Below are 15,812 nucleotides of genomic sequence, written 5' to 3' on the forward strand. Positions count from 1 at the left end.
ACACTTTTTTGGAAATCTCTCGTCATACAGAACCCTTTCGTCTCAAATCTCGCTTTCGTTTTGGCGGCGCGTCATTCGCAGCCACGCGCGTGCGGCAGCGCCCCACTGGGCGTGGCCCGGCAGGCTGCGATTAACCGTGACGCAGCGCAGCGCAAAGCACAGTCGACAGCGGCAAACCGGGTTCGATCGGCGGCAAACTAATCCGCCCGATATACCGGCAATAACAGCGTTTATTTTTGACCATAAAAATGGTCCGCAAAGATGGATCCGCCCAGAACGGCCACGCCTGCGAACGACGAAAAAATAAAGCTTTGCGCGAGCGCCTCAGCCGCCCGACACCCTTTTTTGACAAAGACTGGAGAACCCATGAATACAACGGTCAGCCGCGCGCTGCGCACTACCCTGAAGGCGAGCGCGCTCGCCGCTGTTCTTGCCGCCGCGTCGTCGTCGGCGTTTGCGCAGTCGAGCGTCCAGCTCTACGGCCAGGTCGACGAGTGGGTCGGGGCGACGAAATTTCCGGGCGGCCAGACCGCCTGGAACGTGGGCGGCGGGGGCATGTCCACGTCGTACTGGGGCATGAAGGGATCGGAAGATCTGGGCAACGGCTACAAGGCGATCTTCACGCTGGAAAGCTTCTTCCGCGCGCAGAACGGCCAGTACGGCCGCTTCGCGGGCGACACGTTCTTCGCGCGCAATGCGTACGTCGGCCTCGAATCGCCGTACGGCACGGTCACGGCGGGGCGCCTGACGACGCAGTTGTTCGTCTCGACGATTCTCTTCAACCCGTTCATCGATTCGTACACCTTCTCGCCGATGGTGTACCACGTGTACCTCGGCCTCTCGACGTTCCCGACCTACACGACCGACCAGGGTGTGGTGGGCGACTCGGGCTGGAACAACGCCGTGCAGTACTCGACGCCCAACTTCAACGGCCTCTCGGGTTCGGCCATGTATGCGTTCGGCAACCAGGCCGGTCAGAACGGCTCGAAGAAGTGGAGCGTGCAGGGTCTGTACTTCCATGGCCCGTTCGCGGCCACGGCGGTCTACCAGTACGTGAACTTCAACAACACGCCGGGCGACATCGGCAGCATCGTGAGCGGCGACACGACCATCATCGGCCTGAAGAGCCAGGGCGTGGCGCAGGTCGGCCTCTCGTACGACCTCAAGTACGTGAAGTTCTTCGGCCAGTACATGTACACGGCGAACTGGCAGCAGGTGGGCAGCTGGCACGTCAACACGGCCCAGGGCGGCGTGACGGTCCCGGCCGGCCCGGGCACGGTGATGGCGTCGTATGCGTACTCGCGCGACGGCGGCGGCCTGAACCAGACGCGCCAGACGGCGGCGATCGGCTACGACTATCCGCTCTCCAAGCGCACGGACGTCTACGCCGCGTACATGTACGACCACTTCGACAACATGTCGAGCGGCCAGACCTACGGCGTGGGCATGCGCGCGAAGTTCTAAGCGGCGCAGCCTGTCAGTGCGAAGTTCGACGCGAAAACCCCACGCTGCGTGCAGCGCGGGGTTTTTGCATTCTGGGCCGCCCGATATGACGCACGCCTGCGCGTTTCAACACCCGTATTTGATAAAACGAGGAAAATATCGCCGATTGATTCCCGTCTATTTATGTTCGAGTTGAAGGCCGCGCAATGGATACCCTCGTCAGCATGAAAGTGTTTCGCCAGGTGGTGGAGGCGGGCAGCTTCGTCGCGGCGGCCGAGCGCATGAACATGTCCGCCGCGATGGCGAGCAAGCATGTGATGCATCTGGAGCAGCAGCTCGGCGCGCGGCTGTTGAACCGCACCACGCGCCGTGTCGCACCCACCGAGGCGGGGCGCGAATACTACGAGCGCGTGGCCCAGGCGCTCACCGAACTCGACGAGGCCGGCCAGGCGGTGGGCGCGGCGAGCGTGGTGCCGCAGGGGCGGCTGCGCGTGTCGTCGCTCACGGCATTCGGGCTGCGTCATGTGATGGGTGCGGTCGCCGACTACGCCGCGGGGTTTCCGCAGGTGACCGTCGATATCACGCTGTCCGACCGCGTGGTCGAGCTGATCGACGAGGGCTTCGACGTGGCGATCCGCGCCGCGCCTTCGGGGCTCAAGTCGTCTTCGCTGATCGCGCGGCCGCTCGCCACCGCGCACATCGTGCTGTGCGCCTCGCCCGAGTACCTGCGCCGCCACGGCGCGCCGAAAAGCGTGGCCGATCTCGCGCGGCACAACTTCGTTCAGTACGCTGGGGCATCGGCCCAGGAACTCGCGCCGTTCGCGGAGGGCGCGGGCGGCATGAAGCCCAAGCCAGGCGGCAACCTCATCGTCAATCACCTGGAAGCGCTGCGCGTGGTGGTGCTGCAGGGCGGCGGGCTGTCGATGCTCGGCACCGAGGTGGTGGGCGACGATATTGCCGAAGGGCGACTCGTGCCGCTGCTCGTCGACGCACTGCCGCCGCGCGAGCTGCCGATCTACGCCGTGTACGCGAGCCGCCGCCATCTCTCGGCGAAGGTGCGCTCGTTCGTCGATTTCCTGGCCGCGCGCTTTTCGGAGCGCGAGCTGTGGCCGGGCGTGGAGGCAATCCGCGCGGCGGCGGTCAATGCCGACGCCGCCCGTATCCCGTCTGCCCGGGGCTGAAACCGGGCTCGCCTGCGTTCAGCGGCCCAAGCCCAGCCGCGCCTTGGTCGCCTCGTACTCGTGCTTCAGGCGCGCCACGAGATCCGCCACCGAGGGCACGTCATCCATCAGGCCCACGGCCTGGCCCGCCCCCCACACGTCTTTCCAGGCCTTCGCCTTCGAGGTGCCCGCGCCGAAATCCATCTTCGACTTGTCCGACTCGGGCAGCGCATCGGGATCGAGCCCGACGTTCACGATGCTCTCGCGGATGTAGTTGCCGTGCACGCCCGTGAAGAGGTTCGTGTAGACGATGTCCGCGGCCTTCGCTTCGAGAATGGCGTGCTTGTAGTCGTCCACGGCGTGCGCTTCTTTGGTCGCGATGAAGCGCGTGCCCATGTAAGCGAGGTCCGCGCCCATGGCCTGGGCGGCGAGGATCGAGCCGCCGTTGGCGATCGCCCCGGACAGCACGATCGGGCCGTCGAAGATCCGCCGCACTTCGCCTACCAGTGCGAACGGCGAGGTCGTGCCCGCATGGCCGCCCGCGCCCGCGGCCACGAGGATCAGGCCGTCCACGCCGGCTTCGAGCGCCTTGGCGGCGTGGCGCAGGTTGATGACGTCGTGCAGCACGATGCCGCCGTAGCTGTGCACGGCGTCGAGCAGTTCGCGCGGCGGCGCGCGCAGGCTCGTGATGAAGATCGGCACATGGTGCTCGACGCACACGCGCACGTCGTGCTCGAGCCGCGCATTCGACTGATGCACGATCTGGTTGACGGCGACCGGCCCGATGACGGCCTCGGGGTTCGCGCTCTGGTAAGCGGTGAGCTCCTCGCGGATCTGCGTGAGCCAGACGCCCAGTTCCTCGGCGGGGCGCGCGTTGAGCGCCGGAAACGAGCCGACGATGCCCGCCTTGCACTGCGCGAGCACCAGCTCCGGGTAGCTGACGATGAACATCGGCGAGCCCACGACGGGCAGCGAGAGGTTTTGCAGGACGGCGGGCAGTGCCATGGGGAGGTCTCCTTGCGGCGCTTCGATAGACGGCGTGGGCACGAAATCGGCCGTTCGATTATAGGCGTGGGGTCGTTCGGGCATCGCGCGTGCGGATCCCTCGTGCGGTTTTCGAGGGAGTGTTCGGTTTCTACCGTTGCGGGCCCAAAAGCACATTTTCGAGCCGCGCTCGCCTCATACAATGACCGCAGACCAACAAACACAAGAGACTAGCCCCATGCCCTTCGACGGATTCCAGCCTTTCACCGTTCGCACTGCGGGCGGCGTAGACATCTGCGGCGTGAAGGGCGGCGACGGACCGCCGCTATTGCTGCTGCACGGCCATCCGCAGACGCACATGATCTGGCACCGGTGCGCTTCCTCGCTCGCGCAGCACTTCACCGTCATCGCGACGGATCTGCGCGGCTACGGCGCCTCCTCGAAACCGGCCAGCGACGACACGCACGCCGCCTATTCGAAACGCGCGATGGCGGCCGATCAGGTCGAAGTCATGCGCCACTTCGGCCACGAGCGTTTTCTCGTGTGCGCGCACGACCGCGGCGCGCGCGTTGCGCACCGCATGGCGCTCGACCACGCCGACGCCGTCGAGCGGCTCATGCTGCTCGACATCGCGCCCACGCTCGCCATGTACGAGCAGACCGACCGCGAGTTCGCCACGCTCTACTTCCACTGGTTCTTCCTGATCCAGCCCGCGCCGCTGCCGGAGACGCTGATCGAAGCGAACCCCGACGTCTATATCGAGCGCGTCATGGGCAGCCGTCACGCGGGTCTTGCACCGTTCGCGCCGAAGGCGCTGGGCGCCTATCGCGCGGCGCTGCGCCAGCCGGGCGCCGTCCACGCGATGTGCGAGGACTACCGCGCCTCGGCGACCATCGACCTCGAGCACGACCGCGCCGACCTCGAGCGCGGCAACAAGGTGGCGTGCCCGCTGCGCGTGCTGTGGGGCGCGGAAGGGGTGATCGAACGCTGCTTCGACCCGCTCGCCGAATGGCGCAAGGTGGCGCGCGACGTGAGCGGGCGCGCACTGCCGTGCGGCCATTACATTCCCGAGGAGGCGAGCGAGGCGCTGGTCGAGGAGATGCTGGCGTTCTTCGAGGCCACGGAGCACTGACGGGCTGCCGGCGCCCGGGCTTCAGCGCAGCGGCGGCAGGCGGCGCGGCACCGGCGTGGACTTGACGATGGCCGTGCTGGTTTCGGCGCGCTCGGTGACTTTCGCGAGAATCTCGTCGAGCTGTTCGATCGAATGCAGATACAGCCGGGCGATGAAGCAGTCGTCGCCCGTGACCTTGTCGCACTCGACGAATTCGGGAATGCGCCGCAGCACCTCTTCCACCAGATGCAATTGCCCGGGCAGCGGCTTCACGCGCACGATGGCCTGCAAGGTGTAGCCGAGCGCGCGCGGATCGATCTGCACCGTATAGCCGCCAATCACGCCTTGCGCTTCGAGCCGGCGCAGCCGCTCGGACGTGCTCGGCGCCGACAGCCCCACGTGCTTGGCGAGTTCGGCGACGCTCGTGCGGGCGTCCTCGGCGAGCGCCGCGAGCAGCATGCGGTCGATGTCGTCGAGCGGGGCCGCGGCGGGCGTGGGGTTCGGACGTCGGTTCATGATTGCGCGGGTGCTCCGCCAGGTTGGCCTTTCAATCGAAGGCAAGTCTTGCCTCTCGCCTAAGTTTAGCCATGTATTCCTCGCCTTGCAGCCGATAAACTGGCTTGCAGATGCGAAGGGCCGCGCGCCCTTCGTCCGTTACAACGAGGATGCAAGCTCATGTCTTCCACCACTCCTGAAATTCGCCGCGGCGCCGCCGAGATGATCGTCGCGATGCTGATGTCCGGCACCATCGGCTGGCTCGTGGTCGCCTCGCGGCAGGCCCCGATCAACATCGCCTTTTTGCGCTGCGTGCTGGGCGGCGCGACGCTCACGCTCGTGTGCGCCGCGCTCGGCCTGCTGCGCCGCAAGCACCTGCCGCCGCGCACGCTCGCGCTCGCCGTGCTGGGTGGCGCGGCCATCGTCGCGAACTGGGTGCTGCTGTTCGCGGCCTATTCGCGTGCGTCGATCTCCATGGCCACGGCCGTCTACAACACGCAGCCGTTCATGCTGGTCGGTCTCGGCGTGGTCATTCTGCGCGAGCGAGTGAGCGCGTCGACGGTGGCGTGGCTGGCGGTGGCCTTCCTCGGCCTCGTGTGCGTGGTCGAGGTGCAGCCCGCCGTGCTCGCGGTGCCCGGCGAGTATCTGCAGGGGGTGGCCTACGCGGCGGGCGCGGCGTTTCTCTACGCGATCTCGTCGATCATCACGCGCCATCTCAAGGGCACGCCGCCGCACCTCATCGCGCTCGTGCAGCTCGCGTTCGGCGCGCTCGCGCTCGCACCGTTCATCCACTACGGCACGCTGCCGGCCACTCCTGTGCATTGGGCGCAGCTCGTCACGCTCGGCATCGTGCACACGGGCATCATGTATGTGCTGCTCTACGGCGCGATCCAGAAGCTGCCCACGGCGATGACGGGCGCGCTCTCGTTCATCTACCCCGTGGTCGCGATCCTCGTGGACTGGTTCGCATTCGGCCAGCGCCTCGCGTGGATCCAGGTGGTGGGCGCCGCGCTCATCCTCGTCGCGGCGGCGGGCGTGAACCTCGGCTGGCGGATCGTGCCGCAGCGGCGCAGCGCGCGTTCGGCCTGAGGCGTAGCGAGCGCGCAGCGCTGACGGGGCGTTCCGGCGTGCAGCGGTTGGCGCGCGGGCAGCATAATGTCGCGATTCGAATCCGCGACTCCCTGCTCCTCATGACGCCTTTGCACGCCCCACGGGACGAAGCCGAACTCGCGCGCGCCAAGCGCCAGGCGCTGGCGTTTCTGCTGGCTGCAGCGCTCGTGTTCGCCGGCACGGCACTCTTTTTCCCGCCGGGCGTCGTGACGGACGGCGTCAAGTCCGTGAGCGAAGCCGCCATGGTCGGCGGCCTCGCCGACTGGTTCGCGGTGGTCGCGCTGTTCCGGCGCGTTCCGATACCGTTCGTTTCGGCGCATACGGGCGTGATTCCGCGCAACAAGGAGCGCATCGCCGACGAACTCGCCGCCTTCGTGCGCGACAAGTTTCTCGACGTCGGTTCGCTGGTCGGGCTGATCCGGCGCCACGATCCGGTGGCGCGGCTTTCCAGCTGGCTCACCACGCCGCAGAATGCGCAGCGCCTGGGCGACTACGCGGTGCGCATGATGTCGGGCGTGCTCGGCCTAACCGACGACGCGCGCATCCAGGGCTTCATCCGCGACAGCCTGCACGCGGCGCTCGCGCGCGTCGACTTCTCGAAGTCGGCGGGCGCGATTCTCGACACGCTCACCCGCGACGGCCGCCACCAGGAGCTGCTCGACCAGATGCTCGAGCAGCTCGCCATCGTGTTGCGCGACGACGGCACGCGCGCCTTCGTCGCATCGGCCATCGTCGACTGGCTCAAGAGCGACTATCCGACGACCGAGAAGTTTTTGCCGAGTGAGTGGATCGGCGAGAGCGGCGCGCGCGTGGTGGAAAGCGCCGTGAACCGGCTGCTGCTGCAGGTGAGCGAGGATCGCGAGCATCATCTGCGCCAGAAGTTCGACGAGGTCGTGGAAAAGCTGATCGTGAAGCTCAAGAGCGATCCGGCGTTCCTGCGCAAGGGCGAGGAGCTGAAGGCGAGCCTGCGCGAGGGCGGCGCGCTCAACGATTACACGCGCGCGCTGTGGGACAGCCTGCGCGCGTGGCTGCGCGACGATCTGGAGCGTGAAGACTCGGCGCTGCACGCGAAGGTCGCCGCAACGGGCCAGTGGCTAGGCGAGACGCTCGCCGCCGACGCTGACCTGCGCGCCTCGCTCAACGGCCATCTCGAAGACGCCGCGCGCGCCATGGCGCCCGACTTCGCGCGTTACCTCACGCATCACATTCGCGACACCGTGAAAAACTGGGAAACGCGCGAGACGGCGCGGCTCATCGAACTGAAAATCGGCAAGGACCTGCAGAAGATCCGCGTGAACGGCACAGTGATCGGCGGCGCGATCGGGCTCGGACTCTACCTGTGTTCGCATCTGTTCGAGCTGGTGCGGCTCAAGCTCGGGCAGTGAGATTGATTCGGATTCCAGATGAATGGGTCCTGTGAGCATGCGTCAGGCCTGCGCTCGTAGGTCATCTGTAGGGAAATCACCGATGCTTCGGGAATTCTGGCGCGAGTATCATCGGCTCGACAGTTTGATCACGTCAGAGCTAATTCCAACGCTCGTCCGGAAACGGACGAGCGTTTTTTTTCGCGCTTTTCCCGCCTTTTCGCTGCAGCCCGGCTAGACCTCGGCCGCCGGGGCTTCGAGGCGTTCGCCGTCCACGACCAGCGCGCCGCTCTTCGCCAGTTCCCCAGCCAGTTCGCGCAGCAGCGCCGGCCACGCGCCGCGCGGGGCGAGTTGCTGCGCCGCGGCGTGCAGGGAGGCGGCGTTTTCCAGCATCGCGAGTAGCGAGTCGAAGGTCATCGTGCGCACTTCCAGCAGCTTGAAGACGATCAGCACCTTGAGCGCGTTCTTCGCGTTGCGGGCCGGGTCGGCGCGCAGCCAGGCGAGGCGCGAGAACGCGCGCTCCAGCGCCGCCTCGACGTTGGTGAACGGCTTGCCGTGGCCCGGAATCACCACCCGCACGTCGAGCTTCGCGATGGCTTCGAGCACCGCATGCTGCTCGGCGAACCCGCTTTCGCCTTCGAGCTCGGGAAAAATCACGCCGAAGCCGTGCTCCCAAAGCGCATCGGCGCTGATGAGCAGGCGCGGCCCGGCGGCGTAGAGCATCACCGAGTCGGGGTCGTGCCCCGGCGCGCCGATCACTTCCCATTCGAAGCCGCCTAGCGCGAGCCGTTCGCCCGCCGCGAGCGTGCCCGTGAACGCGAATCGGTCGCAGGTCTGCCCGGTGGCGAGAAAGCTCAAACGCGCCTCGTCCCAGTCGCGCACGATCGGCGCGCTCGCCGCGGGGATCAGCGTCGCGCAGGGCCATTGCGCCTGCAGCCGTGCGTTGCCGCCGCAATGGTCGGAGTGCAGGTGCGTGTTGACGATGAGGTCGAGTGCGCGCGGGCCGAGCGCGTGGCGCACGAGCGCGAGCGTCTGTTCGGCGTGCGTGGCGTAGCCGGTATCGACGAGTGCGGCGCGCGCCTCATCGACGAGCAGCACGTTGTTCGACGACAGCCAGCCGCGCTCGAACACGCGGATCGATTCAGGCAGTGCGGGCGCGGCGCTCATGCCGGTGCATGCGCCGGTGTGTACCCGGCCTTGGGCATGACGAGGATCGTCGCGCGCCCGACCACGAGCGTTTCGCCTTTCTGGTTCACGGCCTCGCCCACGAGCTTCACGAGATCGCCGTTCAGGCTCGGCTTCCACCACGCTTCATCCACGCGCCACTCGAACGTGATCGTGTCGTTCGCGTGGGCGGCGCGCTTGAGCTTCATGTCGAATTCGAGCCCGAGCGGTTGCGCATACTGCGAGTAGTGCGTGGCGAGCAGCGCCATGAAATGCGCGGTGGGTTGCGTGCCCGATGCGATCAGGCCGCCAAAGCGGCTTTGCGCCGCGTAGGCTTCGTCGTGGTGCAGCGGGTTCAGGTCGTTCACGAGCAGTCCGAACGATTTCACCGATTCGGGCGTGAGCTGAAGCGTCGAGTGGAACGTCTCGCCGACCGTGACGACGCGGGCGGGCGCGGTCATTGTTTTTCTCCTTGCGACGCCGATGCGAAGCGCTGCGCGACCCATTCGGTGTGCCGCGTCTCGATCGCGTCCCAGACGGCGCGTTTCGCCTCGTCGTCGAACGTGGACCAGCCGGCAATTTCGTCGATGGTGCGCAGGCATCCCTCGCACAAGCCGCTGCGCTCATCCATGCGGCAGATGTTGATGCAAGGCGAGGGCGGCGGCGTGACGGTGGCGTGACTCGCGGTCATGCTCACGCGTCGCGCAGCGCGACGTCCACCACGGGCGCGCCGGTCAGCGCTTCGAGTTCCTGTGGCGAGAGGTTGAACACCGCATGCGGATGGCCGGCGGCGGCCCACAGGCTTTCGAGCGCGAACAGATCGGCGTCGATCAGCGTGACGGGCGTTGTCGCGTGGCCGATTGGGCACACGCCGCCGATGGCATAGCCGGTTTTCTCGCGCACGAACTTCGCGTCGGCGCGGCCGATCTCGCCCACGTGCGCAGCCACTTTCTTTTCGTCCACGCGGTTCGCGCCGCTCGCGATCACGAGCACGGGCGCGTCGTCTGCGCGGCGGCGGAACAGGATCGACTTGGCGATCTGCGCGACTTCGCAGCCAAGGCCCGCGGCGGCTTCTGCAGAAGTCTTGCCGGTCTCGGGCAGCATCACGACCGGCCTCGCGTGGCCGCGCTCGCGCAGCATCAGGGCGACACGGCGCGCGGACTCGGGCAGGGCGTCGAGGTTGTCGAGGGTTTCCGTCATGAGTTGATTTCCTTCGTACTGCGATTCGATGGGTCGCGCGTCACGCGCAGGCGGCTTCGCTGCGGGCCTTCGCAAGCAAGGCCTTGCCCGCGCGCGAGACGTTGGCCCGGCCGATGGCGGTCGAAATGAAGTCGCCTGCCGCGACGACCTGGTTCAGGTCGACGCCGGTATGGATGCCCAGGCCGTTCATGAGGTACAGCACGTCTTCGGTCGCGACGTTGCCCGTGGCGCCCTTCGCATACGGACAGCCGCCGAGGCCCGCCACCGAGGCGTGGAAAATGGCGATGCCTTCTTCGAGCGCCGCGTAGATGTTGGCGAGCGCCTGGCCGTAGGTGTCGTGGAAGTGGCCCGACAGGCGCTCGCGCGGGAACACCTTCGTCACCGCCTCGAACACTTCGTGCACGCGCTTCGCCGTGCCCACGCCGATGGTGTCGGCAATGTCGATCTCGTCGCAGCCGAGCGCAGCGAAGCGCTCCACCACATCGACGACCGAAGCGACCGGCACTTCGCCCTGATACGGGCAGCCGAGCGAGCACGACACGCTGCCGCGAATGCGCACGCCGTGCTCCTTCGCGGCTTGCGCCACGGGCGCGAAGCGCTCGATGCTTTCCGCGATCGAGCAGTTGATGTTCTTCTGCGAGAACGCCTCGCTTGCCGCACCGAAGATCACGATCTCGTTCGCGCGCGCGGCGAGCGCGCCTTCGAAGCCGCGCAGATTCGGCGTGAGGACCGAGTAGATCGCGCCGTCGCGGCGCTCGATGCCGGCCATGACTTCGGCGCCGTCGGCCATCTGCGGCACCCATTTGGGCGAGACGAACGAGGCGGCCTCGAGGTTCGGAAAGCCCGCGGCCGAGAGCCGGTTGATCAGTTCGATCTTGGTTGCGGTGGGAACGAATTCCTTCTCGTTCTGCAGGCCGTCGCGCGGGCCGACTTCGACGATTTTCACTGCGGTGGGTAATGCCATTGCCGTGTCTCCAACGATTTTTTGAAAAGGCTTCGCGATGTTGCGATGTTCAGTAACCGCGCCCGACATGCACCACGCCGCTCACGGTCTCGCCGCGAGCCAGCGCGCCGATCTTGTCGGCGACCTGCGAGATCGCCTCGTCGCGCAACGTGAGCGCCGAGCTGTGCGGCGTGATCGTGATGCGCGGCTCGCGCCAGAACAGGTGATCGGGCGGCAGCGGCTCTTCGCGGAACACGTCGAGCGTTGCCGCCGCGAGCGTGCCGTTGGCCAGCGCGTCGAGCAGGTCCGGTTCGTCCAGATGCGTGCCACGCGCCACGTTCACGAGATACGCGCCGCGCGAGAGCTTGCCGAAGGTGCGCGCATTGAGCACGCTTTCGGTGTCGGGCGTGGCGGGCAGCAGGTTCACGAGCAGTTTCACGCCGTCGAGGAAGGCGTCGAACTGCTCGCCGTGCAATTCGCCCGAATACGTTTCGATGCCCTCGATCGTCTTCATGCTGCGCGAAAAGCCGCGCACCGGCACGCCGAGCGAGGCGATCGCGTGCGCGACCTGCGCGCCCAGCACGCCGAGACCCAGCACGCCCACCGTGAAGGTCTCGTGTGGATGTGGCGCGAGCACGTGCCATTCGCGGCGCGCCTGGGCGAGCGCGTATTCGTCGAAGCGGCGCAGGTAGCGCAGCACGGCATGCTGCACGTACTCGCTCATTTGCCGGCCCATGCCCGAGTCTTCGAGCCGCACGAGCATGGCGGTGCCGGGCAGCGTGCCCGGCCGCTCGCGTTCGTGGGCGAGGATCGCGTCGACGCCCGCGCCCAGATTGAAGATGGCGCGAAGTCCCGGCACGCCGAAGAGTTCGCGCGGCGGGTGCCAGACGACCGCGTAGTCGGCGGGGTCGGTGTCGCCGGGCTGCCACTCGCGCAACTCGGCATCGGGCAGGGCGCGCGCGAGGCCGTGGAGCCACGTGGAGGCGTCGGTCTGCGGGAACCAGAAAATGATCTTCATGATGGGTGAACCTGTCCCTGGTAACGGCTGCGCGCCTCGAACCTACGCGCGCTGTTGCATTGCGTGCGGCCCGTGAGCGCCGCGTGCACCGGCACCATTCTACTTTTTCAGGCCCGCGGCCGCCGGGCAAATCGCGGCGCGCCTGCCCGCGGCCTGTCTCGGGCCGGACCAGGCCGGTGGCGCCGAAAAGCTAAGCAAAAAAAATTGGTTCGGCGCGCGCGGCTCGCAGGCCACAATCGATTCACGCCGTGTTCCAGCGAGGAAAAAATCATGCTTTCGTGCGCGCAAATGCGTTGGCCGCCCCGCCTCGTCACCGTGCCGGGCCTGCACGGCAGCGACGGCGCTCACTGGCAGAGCTGGCTCGAACGCCAGTTCGCGCGCTCGCTGCGCGCGGAGCAGGACGACTGGGACGCGCCCGATCTGGCGGTCTGGGGCGCGGGGCTCGCGCGGCGGCTGGCGGGCGAGCGCGGGCCGTTCCTGCTGGCCGCACACAGCTTCGGCTGCCTGGTGGCGGCGCATGCGCTGCACACCGGCATGCTGGGGGAAAGCGGCGCCGACGTTGCCGGCGTGCTGTTCGTCGCGCCCGCGAGTCCCGAGAAGTTCCGCTTTGCCGGCGCGTTCGAGGCGCGGCAGCTGCCCGTGCCGTCCATCCTCATCGGCAGCGAAACCGATCCGTGGATGCCGCTCGAAGGCGCCCGCGCGCTCGCGCAGCAACTGGGCAGCACGTTCGTGAACCTCGGCGATGCGGGACACATCAACACGGCGGCGGGCTTCGGGCCGTGGCCGCGCGCGAAATATTTCGTCGATACGCTGGTCCATGGCGCCGTGCCGGGCCGGTTGCGCGACGCGGCATTCGACCAGAGTGGTCCGGCGTACGCCTGAGACGCGGCGCGGCGAACCGCAGCGCCGTGCGGCGGCTCAGCGTTCCTTGCGCGCGTGCGAGGCGCGCAGGATCGCGATCGTCGCGGGCTGGACCGCGTAAGCCGGCAGGACTTCGTAGTGCAGCTCGTAGCGTCCCGCAAGGCACACCCAGCGATACACCTCGCGGGCGGGCGGTCCGTCGTAGCCGTCGAGTTGATCGCCGGGGCGCTGGGCGCTTTCCTGGCCGAGGCGCTCGGCCTCGTCGAGCAGCGCATTGACGGTGCGGTACGCGCTGGCGTCGTCGTGGTACTTGTTGACGCCCTTCCAGATGGCCCCGAGGTCCGCCATCGCCTTGTTGGCGAGAATGACCTTCGCGTTCATGCCGCGGCCGCCACAGGTTGTTCGCCTGTGCCGTTCGTGATGTTGTTGGCCCATGCGCGCACTTGCTCGATGGTCGCGACGCGTCCCGCGCTCACGTCGTCGAGTCCTTCCTGCAGCAGGCGGCGCTTCTCCGCCTCGCGTGCGAAATACTGGATCAGCGCGTTCCTGACGATCCAGGTCTTCGGCCGGGCGATCGTGTCCGCGAGGGCGTCCAGTTCCTGCGCGAGCTCGAGGGGCAATTGCGCGGTCAACGTTTGGGTTTCCCCTGCCATGGCGAACCTCCGCAAAAGGGTTGCACAGACCCGCAATGCTGTAGCAACTGGCGAGCCTGCCCTGTTCTCTGGCGAAGACTCCTCCCGCGAAGACGTTTGATGCCCGCTCAGTGCCTGAGCGCCGCCCGCAACAACCGTGCCGTATGGAGCGCGATCATCCCTTCTTCGTCGGTGCGGATCGCGAAAACGGGAACGCGGCTTTCGCGCGAGCTCACGCGCTCGTTGCCGTTACTGCTGCCGACCTCGTTGACTTGCGCGTCGAGCACGGTGCCGAACACCGGCGCGAGCCGCTCGCACACCTGCGCGCGAACGGGCGCGGCGTGCTCGCCGATGCCCGCCGTGAACACGAGCGCGTCGAGCCCGCCCAGCACCACGGCGAGCTTGCCCACGTCCTGCGCGATGCGATACGTATAGAAGTCGATCGCGAGCTTCGCCCGGTCGCTGCCGCTCGCGAGCAGCTCGCGCATGTCGCTGCTCAGGCCCGACAGGCCCTTCAGGCCCGACTCCTGATACAGCACCTTCTCGATGGCGTGGTAGTCCATGCCCTTCGCCATCATCCAGAGCACGGCGCCCGCGTCGAGCGCGCCGCAGCGCGTGCCCATGGGCAGGCCGTCGAGCGCGGTGAGGCCCATGGTGGTCTCGATGCTCTTGCCGTCCTTCATCGCGCACAGGCTCGCGCCATTGCCCAGATGCGCGACGACCACGCGCCCGCGCGCAATGTCGGGCGCGACCTGATGCAGGTGCCTGGCAATGTACTCGTACGAGAGACCGTGAAAGCCGTAGCGCCGCACGCCCTCGCCGTAGTAGCTGTACGGCAGCGCAAAGAGCTGCGCCATGATGTCGTTGCCCGCGTGGAACGCGGTGTCGAAGCACGCCACCTGCGGCAGTTCGGGCGCGGCCTGACGCACCGCGCGAATCGCGGCGAGGTTGTGCGGCTGATGCAGCGGTGCGAGCGGCGTGAGCGCGTCGAGCTCCTGGATCACTTCGTCGTCGATGAGCACCGCGTCGGCGTAGCGCGCGCCGCCGTGCACCACGCGGTGACCGATCGCGGCGGGCGGCGTGTCGCGCAGGCCCACGGCGAGCACGAGGCGCAGGAGGCGAAACGCGGCGTCGTGATCGGCGACCTGGGCCACCGGAAACTTCTCGTCGACGATCAGGCGCCCGTCGGCCATATGCGCGACCACGCGCGGCGCGACGCCGATGCCCTCGATCTGCCCGCCCGCGCCATGCAGTGCGCGCGCACCGCCCTCCACGTGGTCGTCTTCGATCACGCGAAACACCGAACACTTGATGCTCGACGAGCCCGCATTCACGACGAGCACGACATGGCCTTCCATGGCCGGCTGGGCTTGGACGCTGCTCACAGGATCTCCGTTGCTTTGCGCGCGCGCCGCGCATGCGCGAGCAGTACGGCGATCGCGCAACTGCCGATGCGCGAGCGCACGCTGTCGGCGCGGCTCGTGAGGATGATCGGCACGCGCGCGCCGAGGACGATGCCGGCCGCTTCCGCGCCGGCGAGGAAGGTGAGCTGCTTGGCGAGCATGTTGCCCGCTTCGAGGTCGGGCACGAGCAGGATGTCGGGGTCGCCTGCAACGGGCGACGTAATGCCCTTGATGCGCGCGGCTTCGGCGCTGATCGCGTTGTCGAAGGCGAGCGGGCCGTCGAGCAGGCCGCCCGTGATCTGGCCGCGGTCGGCCATCTTGCAGAGCGCGGCGGCGTCGATGGTGGAGGGCATCTTTTCGGACACCGTTTCCACGGCGCCGAGAATGGCGACCTTCGGTGTGCCCACGCCCAGCGCCTGCACGAGGTCGATCGCGTTGCGCACGATGTCGGCCTTGTCGGCGAGCTTGGGGAAGATGTTGACGGCCGCATCGGTGATGAAGAGCGGCTTGTGGTACGAGGGCACGTCCATCGCGAACACGTGCGAGAGACGCCGCTCGGTGCGCAGGCCATTGGCGCCGATCGCGACCTCGTGGAGCAGTTCGTCGCTGTGCAGGCTGCCCTTCATGAGCAGTTCGGCCTGGCCCTCGCGCACGGCGCGCACGGCGAATTCGGCGGCGGCGTGGCTGTGCGGCGCGTCGATGAGTGTGATGCCGTCGAGGCGCAGGTCGGCTTCCTCGGCCACCGCGCGGATTTTCGCTTCCGGGCCGACGAGGATCGGCACGATCAAGCCGAGATTCGCGGCGTCGAGCGCGCCGGTGAGCGAGGACACGTCGCAGGGATGCGCCACGGCGGTGGGCACGGGCGCGAGGCCGCCGCAGCGGGCGAGCAGAACCGAATACTTGTCAGGCGATGAAGTCATGACG

18 protein-coding genes are annotated in these 15,812 nt (G+C 67.6%); 6 read left to right on the forward strand and 12 right to left on the reverse strand.

Annotation, left to right across the window (positions count from 1 at the left end; all coding sequences use genetic code 11):
* Nucleotides 1-366 precede the first annotated feature (366 nt).
* A complete protein-coding gene (locus tag AB4Y35_RS08760; RefSeq protein WP_368704125.1) occupies nt 367-1,464 on the forward strand; it encodes a porin in 1,098 nt (365 codons plus the stop codon).
* Nucleotides 1,465-1,649: 185 nt separating this feature from the next.
* A complete protein-coding gene (locus AB4Y35_RS08765) occupies nt 1,650-2,624 on the forward strand; it encodes a LysR family transcriptional regulator (protein ID WP_368704126.1) in 975 nt (324 codons plus the stop codon).
* A gap of 18 nt (nt 2,625-2,642) precedes the next feature.
* On the opposite strand, the gene AB4Y35_RS08770 is transcribed toward AB4Y35_RS08765, so the two are convergent.
* Nucleotides 2,643-3,608, reverse strand: coding sequence for an NAD(P)H-dependent flavin oxidoreductase (locus tag AB4Y35_RS08770; protein WP_368704127.1), 966 nt, complete (start codon nt 3,606-3,608; stop codon nt 2,643-2,645).
* Between the two features lie 217 nt (nt 3,609-3,825).
* Between AB4Y35_RS08770 and AB4Y35_RS08775 the strand changes: the two genes are divergently transcribed.
* Entirely contained in the window at nt 3,826-4,719 is an 894-nt protein-coding gene (locus AB4Y35_RS08775; protein WP_368704128.1) for an alpha/beta fold hydrolase, read from the forward strand.
* Nucleotides 4,720-4,740: 21 nt separating this feature from the next.
* Here the strand turns inward: AB4Y35_RS08775 and AB4Y35_RS08780 are convergent, their stop codons facing one another.
* Nucleotides 4,741-5,214, reverse strand: coding sequence for an Lrp/AsnC family transcriptional regulator (locus AB4Y35_RS08780; protein WP_368697090.1), 474 nt, complete (start codon nt 5,212-5,214; stop codon nt 4,741-4,743).
* Between the two features lie 159 nt (nt 5,215-5,373).
* Between AB4Y35_RS08780 and AB4Y35_RS08785 the strand changes: the two genes are divergently transcribed.
* Nucleotides 5,374-6,282 (forward strand): DMT family transporter, encoded by a 909-nt coding sequence (locus AB4Y35_RS08785; protein ID WP_368704129.1) that lies wholly within the window; start codon nt 5,374-5,376, stop codon nt 6,280-6,282.
* 101 nt (nt 6,283-6,383) lie between these two features.
* Nucleotides 6,384-7,688, forward strand: a complete 1,305-nt coding sequence (locus AB4Y35_RS08790) for a DUF445 domain-containing protein (RefSeq protein WP_368704130.1) — start codon at nt 6,384-6,386, stop codon at nt 7,686-7,688.
* A gap of 213 nt (nt 7,689-7,901) precedes the next feature.
* Here AB4Y35_RS08790 and AB4Y35_RS08795 read toward each other — a convergent pair whose 3' ends face one another.
* Genes AB4Y35_RS08795 through AB4Y35_RS08820 form a run of 6 tightly spaced genes read right to left on the reverse strand, consistent with a single transcriptional unit; the run spans nt 7,902 to nt 11,992 of the window.
* Entirely contained in the window at nt 7,902-8,834 is a 933-nt protein-coding gene (locus tag AB4Y35_RS08795; protein WP_368704131.1) for an MBL fold metallo-hydrolase, read from the reverse strand.
* Nucleotides 8,831-9,292 carry a MaoC family dehydratase gene (locus AB4Y35_RS08800; RefSeq protein ID WP_368704132.1) on the reverse strand — a complete coding sequence of 154 codons (462 nt, stop codon included), beginning with the start codon at nt 9,290-9,292 and terminating at the stop codon, nt 8,831-8,833. The genes AB4Y35_RS08795 and AB4Y35_RS08800 overlap by 4 nt, the downstream gene beginning before the upstream one ends.
* Entirely contained in the window at nt 9,289-9,522 is a 234-nt protein-coding gene (locus tag AB4Y35_RS08805) for a DUF1289 domain-containing protein (protein WP_368689367.1), read from the reverse strand. Before AB4Y35_RS08805 ends, AB4Y35_RS08800 begins: the two co-directional genes overlap by 4 nt.
* 2 nt (nt 9,523-9,524) lie before the next feature.
* The gene (locus AB4Y35_RS08810) at nt 9,525-10,031 is read right to left on the reverse strand and encodes a YbaK/EbsC family protein (protein WP_368704133.1); all 507 of its coding nucleotides are present in this window, start codon (nt 10,029-10,031) and stop codon (nt 9,525-9,527) included.
* Between the two features lie 40 nt (nt 10,032-10,071).
* Nucleotides 10,072-10,995 (reverse strand): hydroxymethylglutaryl-CoA lyase, encoded by a 924-nt coding sequence (locus AB4Y35_RS08815; RefSeq protein WP_368704134.1) that lies wholly within the window; start codon nt 10,993-10,995, stop codon nt 10,072-10,074.
* 49 nt (nt 10,996-11,044) lie between these two features.
* Complete coding sequence (locus tag AB4Y35_RS08820; protein ID WP_368689364.1) at nt 11,045-11,992, reverse strand: 2-hydroxyacid dehydrogenase; 948 nt, start codon at nt 11,990-11,992, stop codon at nt 11,045-11,047.
* A 270-nt stretch (nt 11,993-12,262) separates the two neighbouring features.
* On the opposite strand from AB4Y35_RS08820, the gene AB4Y35_RS08825 reads away from it, so the two are divergent.
* Complete coding sequence (locus AB4Y35_RS08825) at nt 12,263-12,874, forward strand: RBBP9/YdeN family alpha/beta hydrolase (protein WP_368704135.1); 612 nt, start codon at nt 12,263-12,265, stop codon at nt 12,872-12,874.
* A 36-nt stretch (nt 12,875-12,910) separates the two neighbouring features.
* On the opposite strand, the gene AB4Y35_RS08830 is transcribed toward AB4Y35_RS08825, so the two are convergent.
* From AB4Y35_RS08830 to AB4Y35_RS08845, 4 genes are all read right to left on the reverse strand, one after another.
* A complete protein-coding gene (locus tag AB4Y35_RS08830) occupies nt 12,911-13,234 on the reverse strand; it encodes a type II toxin-antitoxin system RelE/ParE family toxin (RefSeq protein WP_368704136.1) in 324 nt (107 codons plus the stop codon).
* Complete coding sequence (locus tag AB4Y35_RS08835) at nt 13,231-13,506, reverse strand: CopG family ribbon-helix-helix protein (protein WP_368704137.1); 276 nt, start codon at nt 13,504-13,506, stop codon at nt 13,231-13,233. Before AB4Y35_RS08835 ends, AB4Y35_RS08830 begins: the two co-directional genes overlap by 4 nt.
* A 107-nt stretch (nt 13,507-13,613) precedes the next feature.
* Nucleotides 13,614-14,843, reverse strand: coding sequence for an acetate/propionate family kinase (locus AB4Y35_RS08840; protein ID WP_368704634.1), 1,230 nt, complete (start codon nt 14,841-14,843; stop codon nt 13,614-13,616).
* Nucleotides 14,844-14,866: 23 nt separating this feature from the next.
* Complete coding sequence (locus tag AB4Y35_RS08845) at nt 14,867-15,808, reverse strand: bifunctional enoyl-CoA hydratase/phosphate acetyltransferase (RefSeq protein WP_368704138.1); 942 nt, start codon at nt 15,806-15,808, stop codon at nt 14,867-14,869.
* Nucleotides 15,809-15,812: the final 4 nt, after the last annotated feature.

This window comes from Paraburkholderia sp. EG286A (assembly GCF_040965375.1).
In the GTDB taxonomy this organism is placed as follows: Bacteria; Pseudomonadota; Gammaproteobacteria; order Burkholderiales; family Burkholderiaceae; genus Paraburkholderia.

Excerpts from the sequence above, each read along its gene's own strand:
- AB4Y35_RS08800 (WP_368704132.1), bottom strand. The coding sequence starts at position 9,292 with ATGACCGCGCCCGCCCGCGTCGTCACGGTCGGCGAGACGTTCCACTCG.
- AB4Y35_RS08830 (WP_368704136.1), bottom strand. The coding sequence starts at position 13,234 with ATGAACGCGAAGGTCATTCTCGCCAACAAGGCGATGGCGGACCTCGGG.
- AB4Y35_RS08770 (WP_368704127.1), bottom strand. The coding sequence starts at position 3,608 with ATGGCACTGCCCGCCGTCCTGCAAAACCTCTCGCTGCCCGTCGTGGGC.
- AB4Y35_RS08840 (WP_368704634.1), bottom strand. The coding sequence starts at position 14,843 with ATGGAAGGCCATGTCGTGCTCGTCGTGAATGCGGGCTCGTCGAGCATC.
- AB4Y35_RS08835 (WP_368704137.1), bottom strand. The coding sequence starts at position 13,506 with ATGGCAGGGGAAACCCAAACGTTGACCGCGCAATTGCCCCTCGAGCTC.
- AB4Y35_RS08780 (WP_368697090.1), bottom strand. The coding sequence starts at position 5,214 with ATGAACCGACGTCCGAACCCCACGCCCGCCGCGGCCCCGCTCGACGAC.
- AB4Y35_RS08795 (WP_368704131.1), bottom strand. The coding sequence starts at position 8,834 with ATGAGCGCCGCGCCCGCACTGCCTGAATCGATCCGCGTGTTCGAGCGC.
- AB4Y35_RS08825 (WP_368704135.1), top strand. The coding sequence starts at position 12,263 with ATGCTTTCGTGCGCGCAAATGCGTTGGCCGCCCCGCCTCGTCACCGTG.
- AB4Y35_RS08810 (WP_368704133.1), bottom strand. The coding sequence starts at position 10,031 with ATGACGGAAACCCTCGACAACCTCGACGCCCTGCCCGAGTCCGCGCGC.
- AB4Y35_RS08775 (WP_368704128.1), top strand. The coding sequence starts at position 3,826 with ATGCCCTTCGACGGATTCCAGCCTTTCACCGTTCGCACTGCGGGCGGC.
- AB4Y35_RS08815 (WP_368704134.1), bottom strand. The coding sequence starts at position 10,995 with ATGGCATTACCCACCGCAGTGAAAATCGTCGAAGTCGGCCCGCGCGAC.
- AB4Y35_RS08760 (WP_368704125.1), top strand. The coding sequence starts at position 367 with ATGAATACAACGGTCAGCCGCGCGCTGCGCACTACCCTGAAGGCGAGC.
- AB4Y35_RS08765 (WP_368704126.1), top strand. The coding sequence starts at position 1,650 with ATGGATACCCTCGTCAGCATGAAAGTGTTTCGCCAGGTGGTGGAGGCG.
- AB4Y35_RS08785 (WP_368704129.1), top strand. The coding sequence starts at position 5,374 with ATGTCTTCCACCACTCCTGAAATTCGCCGCGGCGCCGCCGAGATGATC.
- AB4Y35_RS08845 (WP_368704138.1), bottom strand. The coding sequence starts at position 15,808 with ATGACTTCATCGCCTGACAAGTATTCGGTTCTGCTCGCCCGCTGCGGC.
- AB4Y35_RS08790 (WP_368704130.1), top strand. The coding sequence starts at position 6,384 with ATGACGCCTTTGCACGCCCCACGGGACGAAGCCGAACTCGCGCGCGCC.
- AB4Y35_RS08805 (WP_368689367.1), bottom strand. The coding sequence starts at position 9,522 with ATGACCGCGAGTCACGCCACCGTCACGCCGCCGCCCTCGCCTTGCATC.
- AB4Y35_RS08820 (WP_368689364.1), bottom strand. The coding sequence starts at position 11,992 with ATGAAGATCATTTTCTGGTTCCCGCAGACCGACGCCTCCACGTGGCTC.